13 protein-coding genes and 1 pseudogene are annotated in these 13,445 nt (G+C 38.0%); 11 read left to right on the plus strand and 3 right to left on the minus strand.

What is annotated here, in order from left to right; genetic code table 11:
• The first annotated feature begins 64 nt into the window (after nucleotides 1-64).
• Entirely contained in the window at nucleotides 65-604 is a 540-nt protein-coding gene (locus STRDD10_RS09655; protein WP_067195611.1) for an NADPH-dependent FMN reductase, read from the plus strand.
• Nucleotides 605-686: 82 nt separating this feature from the next.
• Here the strand turns inward: STRDD10_RS09655 and STRDD10_RS09660 are convergent, their stop codons facing one another.
• Nucleotides 687-1,613 carry an alpha/beta fold hydrolase gene (locus tag STRDD10_RS09660; protein WP_067195577.1) on the minus strand — a complete coding sequence of 309 codons (927 nt, stop codon included), beginning with the start codon at nucleotides 1,611-1,613 and terminating at the stop codon, nucleotides 687-689.
• A gap of 191 nt (nucleotides 1,614-1,804) precedes the next feature.
• Between STRDD10_RS09660 and STRDD10_RS09665 the strand changes: the two genes are divergently transcribed.
• From STRDD10_RS09665 to STRDD10_RS09695, 7 genes are all read left to right on the plus strand, one after another.
• Entirely contained in the window at nucleotides 1,805-2,515 is a 711-nt protein-coding gene (locus STRDD10_RS09665; protein WP_067195579.1) for an ABC transporter ATP-binding protein, read from the plus strand.
• 1 nt (nucleotide 2,516) lies between these two features.
• Nucleotides 2,517-3,302 carry an ABC transporter permease gene (locus tag STRDD10_RS09670; protein WP_067195581.1) on the plus strand — a complete coding sequence of 262 codons (786 nt, stop codon included), beginning with the start codon at nucleotides 2,517-2,519 and terminating at the stop codon, nucleotides 3,300-3,302.
• 1 nt (nucleotide 3,303) lies between these two features.
• Complete coding sequence (locus STRDD10_RS09675) at nucleotides 3,304-4,023, plus strand: ABC transporter permease (RefSeq protein WP_067195583.1); 720 nt, start codon at nucleotides 3,304-3,306, stop codon at nucleotides 4,021-4,023.
• Between the two features lie 61 nt (nucleotides 4,024-4,084).
• Nucleotides 4,085-4,771: a response regulator transcription factor gene (locus STRDD10_RS09680; protein ID WP_033683049.1), complete on the plus strand. Its 687-nt coding sequence runs from the start codon at nucleotides 4,085-4,087 to the stop codon at nucleotides 4,769-4,771.
• Complete coding sequence (locus tag STRDD10_RS09685; RefSeq protein ID WP_067195585.1) at nucleotides 4,741-5,829, plus strand: sensor histidine kinase; 1,089 nt, start codon at nucleotides 4,741-4,743, stop codon at nucleotides 5,827-5,829. Before STRDD10_RS09680 ends, STRDD10_RS09685 begins: the two co-directional genes overlap by 31 nt.
• Nucleotides 5,830-6,040: 211 nt before the next feature.
• A complete protein-coding gene (locus tag STRDD10_RS09690) occupies nucleotides 6,041-7,282 on the plus strand; it encodes an aminopeptidase (RefSeq protein ID WP_067195587.1) in 1,242 nt (413 codons plus the stop codon).
• A gap of 45 nt (nucleotides 7,283-7,327) precedes the next feature.
• A complete protein-coding gene (locus tag STRDD10_RS09695) occupies nucleotides 7,328-7,558 on the plus strand; it encodes a GlsB/YeaQ/YmgE family stress response membrane protein (protein WP_067195590.1) in 231 nt (76 codons plus the stop codon).
• Nucleotides 7,559-7,608: 50 nt separating this feature from the next.
• Here STRDD10_RS09695 and def read toward each other — a convergent pair whose 3' ends face one another.
• Nucleotides 7,609-8,223 (minus strand): peptide deformylase, encoded by a 615-nt coding sequence (gene def / locus STRDD10_RS09700; protein ID WP_067195593.1) that lies wholly within the window; start codon nucleotides 8,221-8,223, stop codon nucleotides 7,609-7,611.
• Between the two features lie 80 nt (nucleotides 8,224-8,303).
• Nucleotides 8,304-8,984, minus strand: coding sequence for a cyclic nucleotide-binding domain-containing protein (locus tag STRDD10_RS09705; RefSeq protein ID WP_067195596.1), 681 nt, complete (start codon nucleotides 8,982-8,984; stop codon nucleotides 8,304-8,306).
• Nucleotides 8,985-9,068: 84 nt separating this feature from the next.
• Here STRDD10_RS09705 and STRDD10_RS09710 point away from each other — a divergent pair, with 84 nt between their 5' ends.
• From STRDD10_RS09710 to STRDD10_RS09720, 3 genes and pseudogenes are all read left to right on the plus strand, one after another.
• On the plus strand, nucleotides 9,069-10,223 hold the full coding sequence (locus STRDD10_RS09710; RefSeq protein WP_067195599.1) for an MFS transporter: 1,155 nt from the start codon (nucleotides 9,069-9,071) through the stop codon (nucleotides 10,221-10,223).
• Nucleotides 10,224-10,250: 27 nt separating this feature from the next.
• Nucleotides 10,251-10,979 carry a pseudouridine synthase gene (locus tag STRDD10_RS09715; RefSeq protein ID WP_067195603.1) on the plus strand — a complete coding sequence of 243 codons (729 nt, stop codon included), beginning with the start codon at nucleotides 10,251-10,253 and terminating at the stop codon, nucleotides 10,977-10,979.
• A 265-nt stretch (nucleotides 10,980-11,244) separates the two neighbouring features.
• Nucleotides 11,245-13,445, plus strand: a pseudogene (locus STRDD10_RS09720) (hypothetical protein); the annotation flags it as partial.

Consider the following 13,445-nt stretch of genomic DNA (forward strand, 5'->3'; position numbering starts at 1 on the left):
AAAGGTTCTTATGAATATCATTAACCAAATGAAACAATTGTTTAAGAAGAAAGAGGAAACAAACATGAAAAACATTTTATTTATCGTCGGATCCCTTCGTGAGGGTTCATTTAACCATCAAATGGCTAAAAAAGCAGAAGACTTGCTTGCTGGAAAAGCAAACGTTACTTACCTGGACTACAAGGACATTCCGTTGATGAACCAAGACTTAGAAACACCAACCTTGCCAGCAGTTCAAGCTGCGCGTGATGCAGTTCTTGCAGCAGACGCTATCTGGATCTTCTCACCAGTTTACAACTTTGCCATCCCAGGTACAGTGAAAAACTTGATTGACTGGTTGAGTCGTGCGCTTGATTTGTCAGAAACTCGTGGTCCATCAGCTCTTCAAGACAAGATTGTGACGGTTTCTTCTGTAGCGAATGCAGGTCACGAACAATTGTTTGGTGCTTACCAAGCTCTCCTTCCATTTGTTCGGATGCAAGTTGTCGGAGACTTTACTGGAACAACTGTAAATCCAGAAGCATGGGGAACAGGGGAACTTGTATTGAACGAACAAGCTATTGCTGGACTTGAAAAACAAGCTCAAGCTCTTCTCCAAGCCTAATTTCTATAAAACATCTATAAGAGCATGCGATTTCTCACCATGAACAAAAACACCATCTGATAGAAAATCAGACGGTGTTTTCTTAATCTTTCAAAAATTCTTGAAGGGCGGGCAGGGCCGTCTGGCTAAAGGTATCGTCGATCCAATGACCGCCGCCTTCCACAGTCACGAATTGGCTATTTGGAATGGTTTGACTGGCTTCTAGGGCATAGCGGTAAGGGACGATGGTATCATTTGTACCATGAACGATAAGGGTCGGAGCTGTGATCTTCTCTTGAATGGTAGGGGCATCTCCATCTAGGGCATCGATCAAGTAGATTTTCCCAAGGGTGGATCCGTGGTGGGTCAGGCTGTCTGGCAGGTTTTCAAAGGCTGGGCTCCCAAGCTCTTGATAAGTTTCCTTGACATCATCAAAAAGGACAAAGGCAGGAAAGATCAGGGCCAACTTATGCACATGGTCTGGATAAGTGCTGGCGTAGAGACTCGCCACCACCCCACCCTGACTGACTCCAATCAAGCTCATCTGCTTAGGATTGACAAAGCTTTCGGAGCGGAGTTTGTCCATGACTTGGCTCAAATCAGTCAACTCGGTCTGGATAGACATCTGAAGCATGTCCTGTCCTCCACTCTTTGACCGACGACTTCCACCATAAAAGTCAAAGCCATAAACCAGAAAGCCTTGTTTGGCTAGCGCCTGCATATAACTCCGATACATGTCGTGGGTATTATTAAAGCCGTGTGAAATGACAATGGTTGGCAACTGTTTGGTTTGATAATCGCGGGGGGCTGTGATGGTTCCGACAAGATTTTTATCGTCATAAGCCACCGAATAGGCTTCCTCTACAATATCTTCTGTTGGAGAAAGGGACGAGACTGTTCGTTCTTCCACTTGTGTCGTGTTGCTGTGCGTAGTTTCCTGCTGACTGGTTGTCGGCTTTTTCTGTGAAGTCCAGAAAAAAAGAGCCAGTCCAATTAAGGCAAGTAGAGTAATCGTGATCAGATATTTCATGGGTTTCCTCTGCTTTCAGTAATACCACTAGTATATAAAAAAACGAGGCGATGCGCAAGAAATTGGTTGATTAGAGCTGTATTTACGAGATGGCATCTGCTTTCTTGAAATTCTGAAAAAAATCCGAAAATGAATGTGTATGATATAGTTGTTGTTAAAAACTCAACTAATAACTGTCATAGGAGTACATCATGGAACAAAGTATTATCATTAAACATCTATGTAAGTCGTATGATCAAACTCAAATTTTAAAAGATATTTCTTTTGAAGCAAAAGCAGGTAGAGTGACTGCTTTCCTAGGACCAAATGGAGCTGGTAAAAGTTCAACCTTACGTATTTTATTAGGATTAGACAAAGCAACATCTGGTCTTACCAAAATTGGAGATCAAACTTATAAGGAATTAAAATTTCCTCTGAAGATTGTAGGAGCTTCATTTGACAGTGTAGGAGCTCCTGATGATCGAAGTGTTTATCAACATTTGAAAATTGTTGCTGCTAGTAATGGGATATCCAGTCAGCGAATTGAGCAAGTCTTGGATATGGTGGATATTAGCCATAAGAAAAAATCTAAAATTGGAAAATTATCATTAGGAGAAGGACAACGCTTGGGAATTGCAACAGCTCTATTAGGAAATCCTCAGTATCTGATATTGGATGAACCGACAAATGGGTTGGATCCAAGAGGAATTCGGTGGTTTAGAGAGTTTATAAAAAAACAAGCTCAAGAAGGGAAGACCGTCTTACTGTCATCTCATATATTATCGGAGGTGGAAGCAGTAACAGATGATGTAGTTATCATAAATAAAGGCAAAGTTCTTATAAAAGGGACTTTACAAGAAGTGATGAAAAATCTTTCTTCACTAGAGGAAGTCTTCTTTACTTTAACAGAGGGAGGAAAGTAACATGGCACTTATTTACTCTCTTCATTCTGAAATATTGAAATTACTTTATAAGAGAGCTACTCATATTGTACTATTCTTGATACTGGTATTTCAAACGTTTTTAGCAAATATTGGTGCTTCTCAAATTGTTTCAGTTGGTATCCATGCTACACCAGAGACAAATTCAGATTTAGCAGAAGCCATACCTCCTATTGAATTTTTAGGTTTTGATGTCACTTTATTTGGTGTTTTTATTATGATTATCCTTGGATCAATTTACGGAGCCGAGGAGTACAAAGGCTCTGCGATTCGTACAAGCCTCCTCTCTATTACAAATCGAAGCACTTTCCTAGTTTCAAAAACATTAGTTTGGCTTATATTTTCTTTTTTCGTTTCCTTTCTATCAATATTCTTGACGATTAACATGACACATTATGTTTTAGGACAAGATGGCTTATTGCTTTTTTCACTAAATGGGACAGTTTGGTTCTATATATTTTTAGCCAGTATAGCTTGGACCTTGTTGGGACTGCTGGCCTATATTATGGCTTTGACATTTAAAACAGCCATTGTTCCTCTATTATTTTTGCTTCCTCAAGTCTACAATTTAGGAACATTCTTAGCAAACTATATATCGGCTGCAAAATTTCTTCCAGTTGCATTGGGGCAAGGATTGATTGCTACATCTCCTCAAATTTTAGAGTATAATAGTTTGCAAAATATTTTACTTTTACTTTGTTGGAATTTGTCATTCTTGACTTTAGCAATCTACCGCTTACTTAAGTTAGATATCGGAGGAGGTGAATAAGTTGAAAGAGCAACTTAAAAGTGAGTATCTCAAGTTTATGATGAACCCTTGGCACTGGTTGATTATAGGTGCTCTGTTACTGTGTGTTCCGGCGATGGTTATTTTTTTAAATAGTAAGCCAGACCAGTTGACCCTACAGTTTGTTTTGGAACAGCTACTGCAAAGTCTCTATTTAGGACAGGCAGGTTTCATTAGTTTAGCGACTCTATTTATAGGTCAAGAATTTACTGGTTCTAGCCTTCGTACCAGTTTTCTTACCTGTCCAAATCGTTTGAAATTTATAATCTGTAAACTAGCTATTGTATTATGTATGGAAATTGTATTGTTGGTTGCTGTAATATCATTATGCATACTAATCGCGCAAGGATACTACAATATTAATCTTTTGAGCGATATTAAAAATGTTCTGACAGTCCTATTTCCAGCTTGTATTTCTATTCTAACCTTCTCTCTTTTAAGTGGTATTTTTGTATTTATTTCCCAGTCTTTTATCTTAATTCTGGGAATCAGTTTATCCCTTTTATTGGGTTTGGGACAAATGTTACTACAATTCAGCTCTTTTTTTAGAAATTTACCATTACTAGCTAGTATGAATTGTTTTTATACCCATCCCTTGTCGCTCTATTATCCAGTGTGGCAAGGCTTAGGGTTACAAATAGTTTGGTTATTAATTGTTTTTGTATTTGCTACACTGATACTTATAGGAAGAAATGTAGGCTAAAGACAGGGGATATCCTGTCTTTTTCTCGGTTAGTGTTATAATATGGTTAGGAGGGTGAGTTATGGCTTATAAAATTTTGGTGGTAGATGATGATCTTGCTATTCTTCGCCTAATAAAAAAAGTACTAGAATATGAAAAATACGAAGTAGTTATACGAAATAAGATAGAAGAGATTGATCTTTGTGATTTTACAGGATTCGATTTGATTTTATTAGATATTATGATGCCTGTTAGTGGTTTAGAAATCTGTCGGATGATTCGCGAGCAGATAACTGTTCCTATCTGTTTTATAACTGCTAAGGATATGGATGAAGATTTAGTAGCTGGAATCAATGCAGGAGCTGATGATTATATTATGAAGCCCTTTAGTATGCAAGAATTGTTAGCACGTGTTAAAATGCACTTACGTCGTGAAGAACGGACTAAAGGAAATGTTCATCAAATAAAGATTGGGAAGCTTATACTATATACGGATAGTAAGGAACTATTTGTAAACGATGATAAGATTGCCCTGACAAGGAGGGAATTTGATATAGTGAATCTTTTGGCAAGCAACCCAAGTAAAATATATTCTATTGAGGAAATTTATAATTATCTATATCCACAAAGTTCAGAAGCTCTGTTACGTTCGGTTTCAGAGTACATTTATCAAATTCGTCAAAAGCTGAAACCTTATCAATTAAATCCAATTAAAACCTTGTATGGTGGAGGATATCAATGGGTAGAATCAAAAGTTTTAGACAATTAATTCGAGAAACCTGTTGGAGAATTATTTGGCAGTTTAGTCTTGGCTTACTAATGGTCTATCTTATTCCCTTAGCTTCAGTATCTATACAAATAAATGAAGATGGGAAACCTCTAAACAATAGTGGTGTTCTATCAATTTTTTTCAATGTGTCATCATGGATATATATTTGTGTTTTATTGATTGTTCTAATAAGTTATCACATTGGAAAATTGTTGAAAAAACTGAGTTATGAAATGACTTTGATTTATGAAAATAGTATGTGGTTGGAGAGGGAATGTACAGAAAGTTTAACGGTTAAAGAATTTCGTGAGACAGGAAATCGGATTATTTTGATGCAAGATAGAATTCGACAATTAATAGTTGATGAGAAACAGCAGAAAGAAGATTTGATGTTTCAGGTTTCAGCAGCTTCTCATGATTTAAAAACTCCCTTAACCATTATTAGGGGAAATGTGGAATTTTTGCAGGCGATAACTGAAAACGACCAATCTCAAGAATGCTTAGCAGATATAGAAAGAGCTAGTCAACAGTTACTAGATTATTTCAATCAATTGATTCACTATTCGAAAACCTATTATGATGATGAGACAAGTTGGATGGAGTATTCCTCTTCAGATTTTATCAATGAATTAGAGAAAGAAGTCTCTTTTTTGATAAAAAATCAGATGACGTTTTCTTTTGAACAAAATGTGAACGGAACGGAAAGATATTATATAAATCTATCTCTTCTGATTCGAGCAATACAGAACATTGTAACCAATGCTTTGGAATATGCCGATAAACAGAATCCTAAAATTAAAATTAGAGTAGAGCAAGAGGGAAAGGAATTGAAAATAGGTATATGGAATAATGGTTCGGAATTTCCAGATGAAGTTTTAACTAATTTTGGAAAGCTCTTTTATCGTATGGATAAAGCTAGATCGTATAAAGAGCAACATTATGGTATTGGACTAAGTTTTGTATGTAGAGTTGCAAAACTGCATAAAGGCAGGGTTGAGCTTAGAAATAGAGACGAGGGAGCTGAAGCTGTATTAATTCTTCATTGTATTTTATCCTAGTAATTTAGTCATTATATATCAAAGAGATAGCTAGTAGGGACTTCTTTAAAGTGACTTTTTTGCAAACTGCTTTCTTTACTCCATTAGTGCAGCGAAATTTTTTCACCTCAGCCTCTTTCAATAGATAAAGGGAGTAGCGGGTTACTCCCCTTTTTTTATGAAACTTGTGATATACTAAAAAGGTAATCTCAAAAAATTAAAGGAGAATAAAATGGTTTTACCAAATTTTAAAGAAAATCTAGAAAAATATGCTAAATTGTTGGTTGCAAATGGCATCAATGTGCAACCTGGGCATACGGTAGCCCTTGCGATTGATGTGGAGCAAAGAGAGTTGGCACATTTGATTGTCAAAGAAGCTTACGCTTTAGGTGCCCATGAAGTCATTATCCAGTGGGCAGATGATATTAGTACTCGAGAGAAATTTCTTCATGCGCCTATGAATCGTTTGGATAGTATTCCAGATTATAAGGTAGCTGAAATGAATTATCTTCTAGATAAGAAGGCAAGTCGTCTTGGGGTACGTTCGTCAGATCCGGGAGCGTTTAATGGTGTAGACCCTGAAAAATTGGCTGTTAATGCTAAAGCGATGGGTCAAGCATTGAAACCTATGCGTATTGCCACTCAATCCAATAAGGTGAGTTGGACCGTAGCTGCGGCTGCTGGACTTGAGTGGGCTAAGAAGGTCTTTCCGAATGCTGCTAGTGATGAAGAAGCTATCGATCTTCTTTGGGATCAAATTTTTAAAACTTGTCGTGTCTATGAAGATGATCCAGTAGCTGCTTGGAAGGCACATGAAGAAAAATTAGGTTCAAAAGCTACGATTTTGAATAAAGAACAGTTCACTGCTCTTCACTATAAGGCACCAGGTACAGATTTAACGTTAGGAATGCCTAAAAATCACTACTGGGAGTCTGCTGGTAGTCCAAATGCTCAAGGTGAGTATTTTATCGCAAATATGCCAACTGAAGAAGTCTTTTCTGCACCAGATTTCCGTCGTGCAGATGGTTATGTAACATCAACGAAACCTTTGAGTTATAACGGAAATATCATTGAAGGAATTAAGGTAACCTTTAAAAATGGTGAGATCGTTGAAGTAACGGCTGATAAAGGGCAACAAGTGATGCAGGATCTTGTTTTTAAGAATGACGGCGCACGTAGTCTTGGTGAAGTTGCCTTAGTTCCAGATCCAAGTCCGATTTCTCAGTCAGGAATCACTTTCTTTAATACTCTTTTTGATGAAAATGCCTCGAATCACTTGGCTATTGGAGCTGCATATGCGACTAGTGTAGTAGGTGGAGAAAACTTCTCAGAGGAGGAATTAGAAGCAGCTGGTCTCAATCGTTCAGATGTTCATGTGGATTTTATGATTGGATCTAATCAAATGGATATTGATGGTATCCGTGAGGATGGAACCCGTGTGGCAATCTTCCGAAATGGGGATTGGGCGATTTAATCCATCCATACTTGTAGCTGCTTAGAGTATAGAAGGAGAGGAACTATGTTGGGAAGTATGTTAGTTGGAGTTTTGATTGGTTTATTGGCAGGAGCTATTACTAATCGAGGAGAACAAATGGGCTGTTTTGGTAAAATGTTTCTCGGGTGGTTTGGTGCTTTTGTAGGTCAAGTACTCTTTGGAACATGGGGACCTGTCCATGCTGGGACAGCTATTATCCCATCTATTTTAGGGGCTATGATTCTTCTTGTTATTTTCTGGCAACGAGGGAGTTGAGATAAGTAATAAGACCTTTGGCAATAGCCAAAGGTCTTATTTTTATTTGTTTATTCTAAAATCAGCATACCTTCTTTAATCTCAAATGGATTTTTCTCATTGATACGGTCGTAGAACATCACTCCGTTGATATGGTCAATCTCGTGTTGAACTACGATGGAGTTGTAGCCCTTGAGTTTGAGCCGTTTCTTTTCACCGTCTTTATTGAAATACTCGACTGTCACACGGGCGTGGCGGACAACGTAGCCTGGGACTTCACGGTCAACAGACAGACAGCCTTCACCGTCACCCAGCGCGGCGTCTTGGACAGAGTGGGAGACGATTTTAGGGTTATAGAGGACTTCACGCAAAGAATAGGCTTCTGATGGGGGATTTCCTTCCTCGTCCTCTGGATTTGGCACGAGTACCGCAATGATGCGTTTTGAGATATCTAGCTGGGGGGCAGCAAGTCCAACACCACCACGCAATCCTAATTTTTCAGCCATAACAGGATCCTGAGAATGATGTAAGAATTGCAACATTTTCTCACCTAGGATGATATCTTGGTCAGCTAGTGGAAAGGGAACTTCTTCAGCAATTGCTCGCAATGTAGGATTTCCTTCACGGATAATATCCTTCATGTCAATGAGATGGGCTGGTTTTGTTAATTTGTCAATAATAGACATTGTCTCTCCTTTGGTTTTACGATTCTTTCTTGTTTTATCTATTATACCTTAAAATACTGAATATGCAAAGGTGCAGGCAATTATTCAAAAGGTGATTCCTTTATAGCCACTTTGGTTAGCTCTTTTAGATTACGAATGTGGTAACTTTTTTTGTCTTTTTCTAACCAACCGTCATCTACCATTTGTTTCAACACGCGCTGTAAATGACGATAACTGACACCAAAACTATCAGCTAATTGACTTAGTTTAGGGGTAAAGATGGGACTGTATTTGATTTGATTTAGGATATGACTGGCTAAGCGTTCTTGCAAAGAGTAGTGGATGTGTGTAGGAGCAATGCGATTATTGTAATGCAATTTCTTAGCTAGTGTTTTTCCCATATGGTGCAGAAAAAGAGAACTCTCTAGTAATCTTTTTTTAAATAGGGGAGTTGGAAGTTGGACGACTAAGCTATCTTCGTCAGCGATGACAGATGAAACACAGCTTTTTCCCAGCATAAGTTCCACTTCACCCAGTAATCCTTCTTCTTCCTGTATATGTAAGATCATATCGGTTCCATTAGCGAGACTATGAACAATTTTGAGCTTTCCTGTTAAGAAATAGGAGATTTGTTCTAGTTCATCTCCTTGTCTACAAATATAGTCCTTCTTTTCATAGACAATAACTTGGAGTTTCTCTAGACAGTCTGGTGGGAATATTTGCTGAAGCTGATACTCCTGAATAATTGCTTCAAGGTTTATTGTGTTTGTAATGATTTTCATCCTGTTTTTAAGACATATGTCCTATTTTTATCCTTTCAGATTGATTATACTGGATTTTATAAAAAAATGCTAGTGGAGGTTATTGTGAGAAGACAAATGGAGAAAGGGACGATTTTACTATTGTCTTTTATGTTGATTTCATCCTTTTCAGTTTCGAGTAGTCTACCTGAGATGAAGGAATTTTTTCAAACCTATAATGCTAGCCAAGTAGAGTTACTCATATCAGTCCCTTCTTTTGGGGTATTAGGAATGCTTGTTCTAACGGGCATGATTGAGCGCATCTTGTCTGAAAGAAAGATGATTATCGCTGGATTGATTTTGGTTGCATTTTGTGGTTTAGTTCCTGTTTTTATTCAGGATTATTGGCTTATCTTTTGGTCTCGGCTAGGACTTGGTATGGGAACTGGGCTGATTAATGCTAAGGCTATTTCCATCATCAGCGAGCGGTATCAAGGGAAGGAACGGGTGCAGATGCTTGGTTTGAGAGGTTCTGCTGAGGTAGTGGGGTCAGCGCTACTGACTTTGTGTGTAGGCTTACTCCTAACCTATGGTTGGAGGATGAGTTTTATTATATACATCTTTGCTATTTTCATTTTGGTCGCCTTCCTCCTATTTGTTCCCTATAAGAAAAGGGAATTGACAAAGGGAAGTAGAAAAGAGCGGACTCATTTAACTAGTTGGCAAACAAAATATAGTCTGGTTTTGGCGGTCATTGCATGTGTTATCATTTGTATCAATACAGCTATTAGTTTAAGGCTACCTAATATGGTCATTGATTCTGGTTTTGGAACAGCTAAGACAGCTAGTTTGATTTTATCTGCGATGCAGTTGATTGGGATTCTGTCAGGATTCAGTTTTGCTCCCCTTTTTCAACAGTTTAAAAAGAATCTGCTTTTTATTGCTACTTTAGCTTTTGCTTTAGGTCAACTTTTTTTGGCTATTTCAATGAATACATGGTTTCTAACTCTTGCAGCTCTTTTGGCTGGTTTTACCTATAGTATCTGTTTGACGGCGATTTTTAATGCGATGTCAGGCCGGCTTCCAGCTGGAATCTTGAATAAGGCAACTTCTTATGTGTTGATCGGGTGTAATCTGGGAGGAGCTTTTAGTCCTTTCGTGTTGAGAGTTATGGATTGGTTTCTTCCTTCTTTCACGGCCATTTTCTTGTGTTTTTCCTTTGTTCTTCTTTGGGTAGCTGGGTTGGCTTTTACTCTAAAATCAAGGATAAAAGGTGAGTAAGACTCGCTTTCGTGGTATAATGAAACTATGCGATTAGATAAGTTTTTAGTGGACTGTGGAGTAGGGAGTCGAACAGAAGTCAAGCAACTCCTTAAGCAGAAGAAGATAACGGTTAATGGAAATGACAAACTTACAGGTAAATTTCAACTGGACCCCCAAAAAGATCAGGTATTCTTTAGAGGAGAGAAGTTGGTATATGAGGAATTTTGCTATTATCTTCTTAATAAACCCAAAGGCGTTATTTCAGCAACAGAGGATGAACGTCATCAGACAGTAATTGACTTACTTGATGATAGAGCACGCCATAAGGAAATCTTTCCCGTTGGACGTTTAGATATCGATACCCACGGACTTCTCCTCTTGACCAATAATGGTAAGTTAGCTCATGCGATGCTGTCACCAAAGAAACATGTGGCAAAAATTTATCGTGCTAAGATTGAAGGAATTATGAACCAGTCTGATGTGGATTATTTCAAGGAAGGGATTGTTTTAAAAGATTTCACAACTCTTCCAGCCAAGTTGCGGATTTTAGAAGTCGATCATCAAACAGCGATGTCGTATGTAGAAATTGAAATTGCAGAAGGAAAATTTCATCAGATTAAGAGAATGGTCGCAGCCTGTGGAAAGAAAGTAGTGGATTTGGAACGGATTTCTATGGGACCTCTTGAGCTCGATTTTGATTTGAAACAGGGGGAATGGCGTCGACTCACTCCTATCGAACTAGATAGTTTAAAGCAATTTGGTGTCTCTTTGTAAAGTAGAAAACTGGTGATTAGCAAGACTTGCTTCATCAGTTTTATGTTCTCTTTGTCAACTGTAGTGGTTAATAATAAGAATGTTAGACCTTGAGAAATCAAGGTTTTTTCTTGTTTTTCTCTCCGAGAAAAACACCCGTCTATAAACTAAAAATGTGTTAAAATAGTGCTGTAAAATGGGTAAAATCGCATGATATACTACGTATACCATGGTTTGACTTAACAGTCAAACCAATCCTATTAGCACTAAAGGAGAATCAAGATTTATGACCAAGAGATTAAAAACCATGGTAGCTGGAGCTACTTTGTTAGCGACTGCGACAGGTACGACAGTTCTTGCGGACGAAGTTACAAGCAAACCAGCTGATGCAAGTACAGAAAGTACAGTTGTCACACAAACACAAGCAACTCAAAATGCAAACACTGCAAAATCTGCTCTTGACACACAAACACAAGTGGTAACAGACAAGCAAGCAGAGTTGAACCAAGCTGAGGCAACAACTGAATCCTCTAAGCAAGCTGTAACTGACGCACAAGCGGGTGTGACTTCTGCACAAGACGCTGTCAAATCAGCAGAAGAAAACGCAGCTAAAGCAACACCTGAAAACATCGCTGCTGCAAAAGCTGACCAGACTGCAAATCTTGCCGACCAGACAGCTAATGCAACGGAGACAGACCAAGTGACAGCTCAAATCGCTGACCAAACTAATGCTGTGTCAGACGCTCAAACAGCTGTCGATACAGCCCAAGCGGAAAAAGACCAAGCTGACGCTGATGTAACCGCTAAACAAGCTGATGTTAAATCTGCCCAAGATGCCATCTCAGGTACTGGTCTTGAGAAAGCACAAGCCAACCTTGACCAAGCTAAAGCGGATGTTAAAACCGCTGAAAATAACGTTGCAACTGCAACAACTGCTGTTGAAACAGCTAAGCAAGCAGACGCTAAACGTAACGACGCTATTAAATCCGCTGAAACAGATGTCAAAACTAAAAATGACGCTGTTGAAACGAAGAAAGCCGTCCTTGATAGAGCACAAAATGAAGTCAATCGGACGGATAAACAATTATCAGATGCTAAAAATGTTGCAGACACTGCTAAAAAAGCATTGGGTAATGTTGGAAAGCCAGCAAATATCTACGAAGCTATCAATGCTGAAATAGCAGATAAAACAGGTGAAATTTACTTCAAAGATAGAACTGCTGAGTTTACGACTAAAATGGTAGAGTTCAATCGTCTAATAAGCGAAGAGAAAGATAATGAAGCGCAACGTTATGCTGAGGAAAATCTATTTGATATGCTAGATTTCTATATTGATAATGATTCTCAGCAATTTATCAAGGCATTAGTTGGGGAACAAGCTTTCAACAAGACGTATACTTTGCAAAATGGGAAGTTGGTCTTGTCTAGGGATGATTATAAGGCATTAAATATCGCATTTACATCTCAATTAAATGCGTTTCGTAAAATTAGTGGACTTGCTACAATCAATAAAATCACAGAAAACAGTATTGATTTAGGTATGAAAGCCATTAAGGCTTGGAACAACTTTGCAAATAAGCCTGAGAATGCAAATAAATCTGGAATTGAGCTACGACATAGAGGATTTGGAGATGTAGAAAAAGCTACGGGAGCTTTTACAGAAAACATTGCCCCTACTGGTGGATTCTTGAAAAATAGCATGACATTTACTGAGTTAAACACGCTATTTGCTTATAAGATGTTGCAGTGGGCATTCCAAGATGCTCACTCTGATTGGGGACACTATCATAATCTTCTGACGGGTAGCAATGTTCAAATAGGCTTATATCAAAATAATTCTGGTTCGACTAAAGCTGGAGGAGCATACTTTACACATTCGTTCCCTGACGCAAAAGATAACGACACAATTATTTACAGTCAGAATGCATCAACTATTATCTCTGATATGGAGAAGACCCTTGCTGATGACAAAACCCAAGTTAATAACGCTATTGATTATCTTGTTAATGATTTGCAGTATGTTTATCTTGTGCAAGAATACAGTAACTATTATGCGGATGCACAGACAGATTATGAAAAAACAGGTAATATTGATTCTAATAAACAAGCTGAACTTGAACGTATGTCCAAGGAATTGAGTGATTATGAAAAAGAACATAATGTGCCAACAATCAAGTTTACAAGTTCTTCTGGTGGATTCAATGATACTGATACTATCCATATAAGAAATATCGCACCTTTTAGAAGTGGATGGAAAATCAATTGGGTCACCAAAAACAGTGATGGTAAATTTGAACTAGATTCAGATTATACCAGTGGTAGATATGATTATAGGACAATTATTACCAACAACATAAATAATTTAATCGGTAATACTTTAAAATCACGTCAAAATCAACTTGATAAAACCAAACAGTTGTACGAGCCATTTATTGAAAAATTGTCTGAAGCAGGGATTAAAAATAATATTATTCAACTCCAAACCAA

The organism is Streptococcus sp. DD10 (assembly GCF_001578805.1).
Classification (GTDB): Bacteria; Bacillota; Bacilli; order Lactobacillales; family Streptococcaceae; genus Streptococcus.

Coding starts and splice junctions, on each gene's coding strand:
- STRDD10_RS09655 (WP_067195611.1), top strand. CDS start 65: ATGAAAAACATTTTATTTATCGTCGGATCCCTTCGTGAGGGTTCATTT.
- STRDD10_RS09660 (WP_067195577.1), bottom strand. CDS start 1,613: ATGAAATATCTGATCACGATTACTCTACTTGCCTTAATTGGACTGGCT.
- STRDD10_RS09665 (WP_067195579.1), top strand. CDS start 1,805: ATGGAACAAAGTATTATCATTAAACATCTATGTAAGTCGTATGATCAA.
- STRDD10_RS09670 (WP_067195581.1), top strand. CDS start 2,517: ATGGCACTTATTTACTCTCTTCATTCTGAAATATTGAAATTACTTTAT.
- STRDD10_RS09680 (WP_033683049.1), top strand. CDS start 4,085: ATGGCTTATAAAATTTTGGTGGTAGATGATGATCTTGCTATTCTTCGC.
- STRDD10_RS09685 (WP_067195585.1), top strand. CDS start 4,741: ATGGGTAGAATCAAAAGTTTTAGACAATTAATTCGAGAAACCTGTTGG.
- STRDD10_RS09690 (WP_067195587.1), top strand. CDS start 6,041: ATGGTTTTACCAAATTTTAAAGAAAATCTAGAAAAATATGCTAAATTG.
- STRDD10_RS09695 (WP_067195590.1), top strand. CDS start 7,328: ATGTTGGGAAGTATGTTAGTTGGAGTTTTGATTGGTTTATTGGCAGGA.
- def (WP_067195593.1), bottom strand. CDS start 8,223: ATGTCTATTATTGACAAATTAACAAAACCAGCCCATCTCATTGACATG.
- STRDD10_RS09705 (WP_067195596.1), bottom strand. CDS start 8,984: ATGAAAATCATTACAAACACAATAAACCTTGAAGCAATTATTCAGGAG.
- STRDD10_RS09715 (WP_067195603.1), top strand. CDS start 10,251: ATGCGATTAGATAAGTTTTTAGTGGACTGTGGAGTAGGGAGTCGAACA.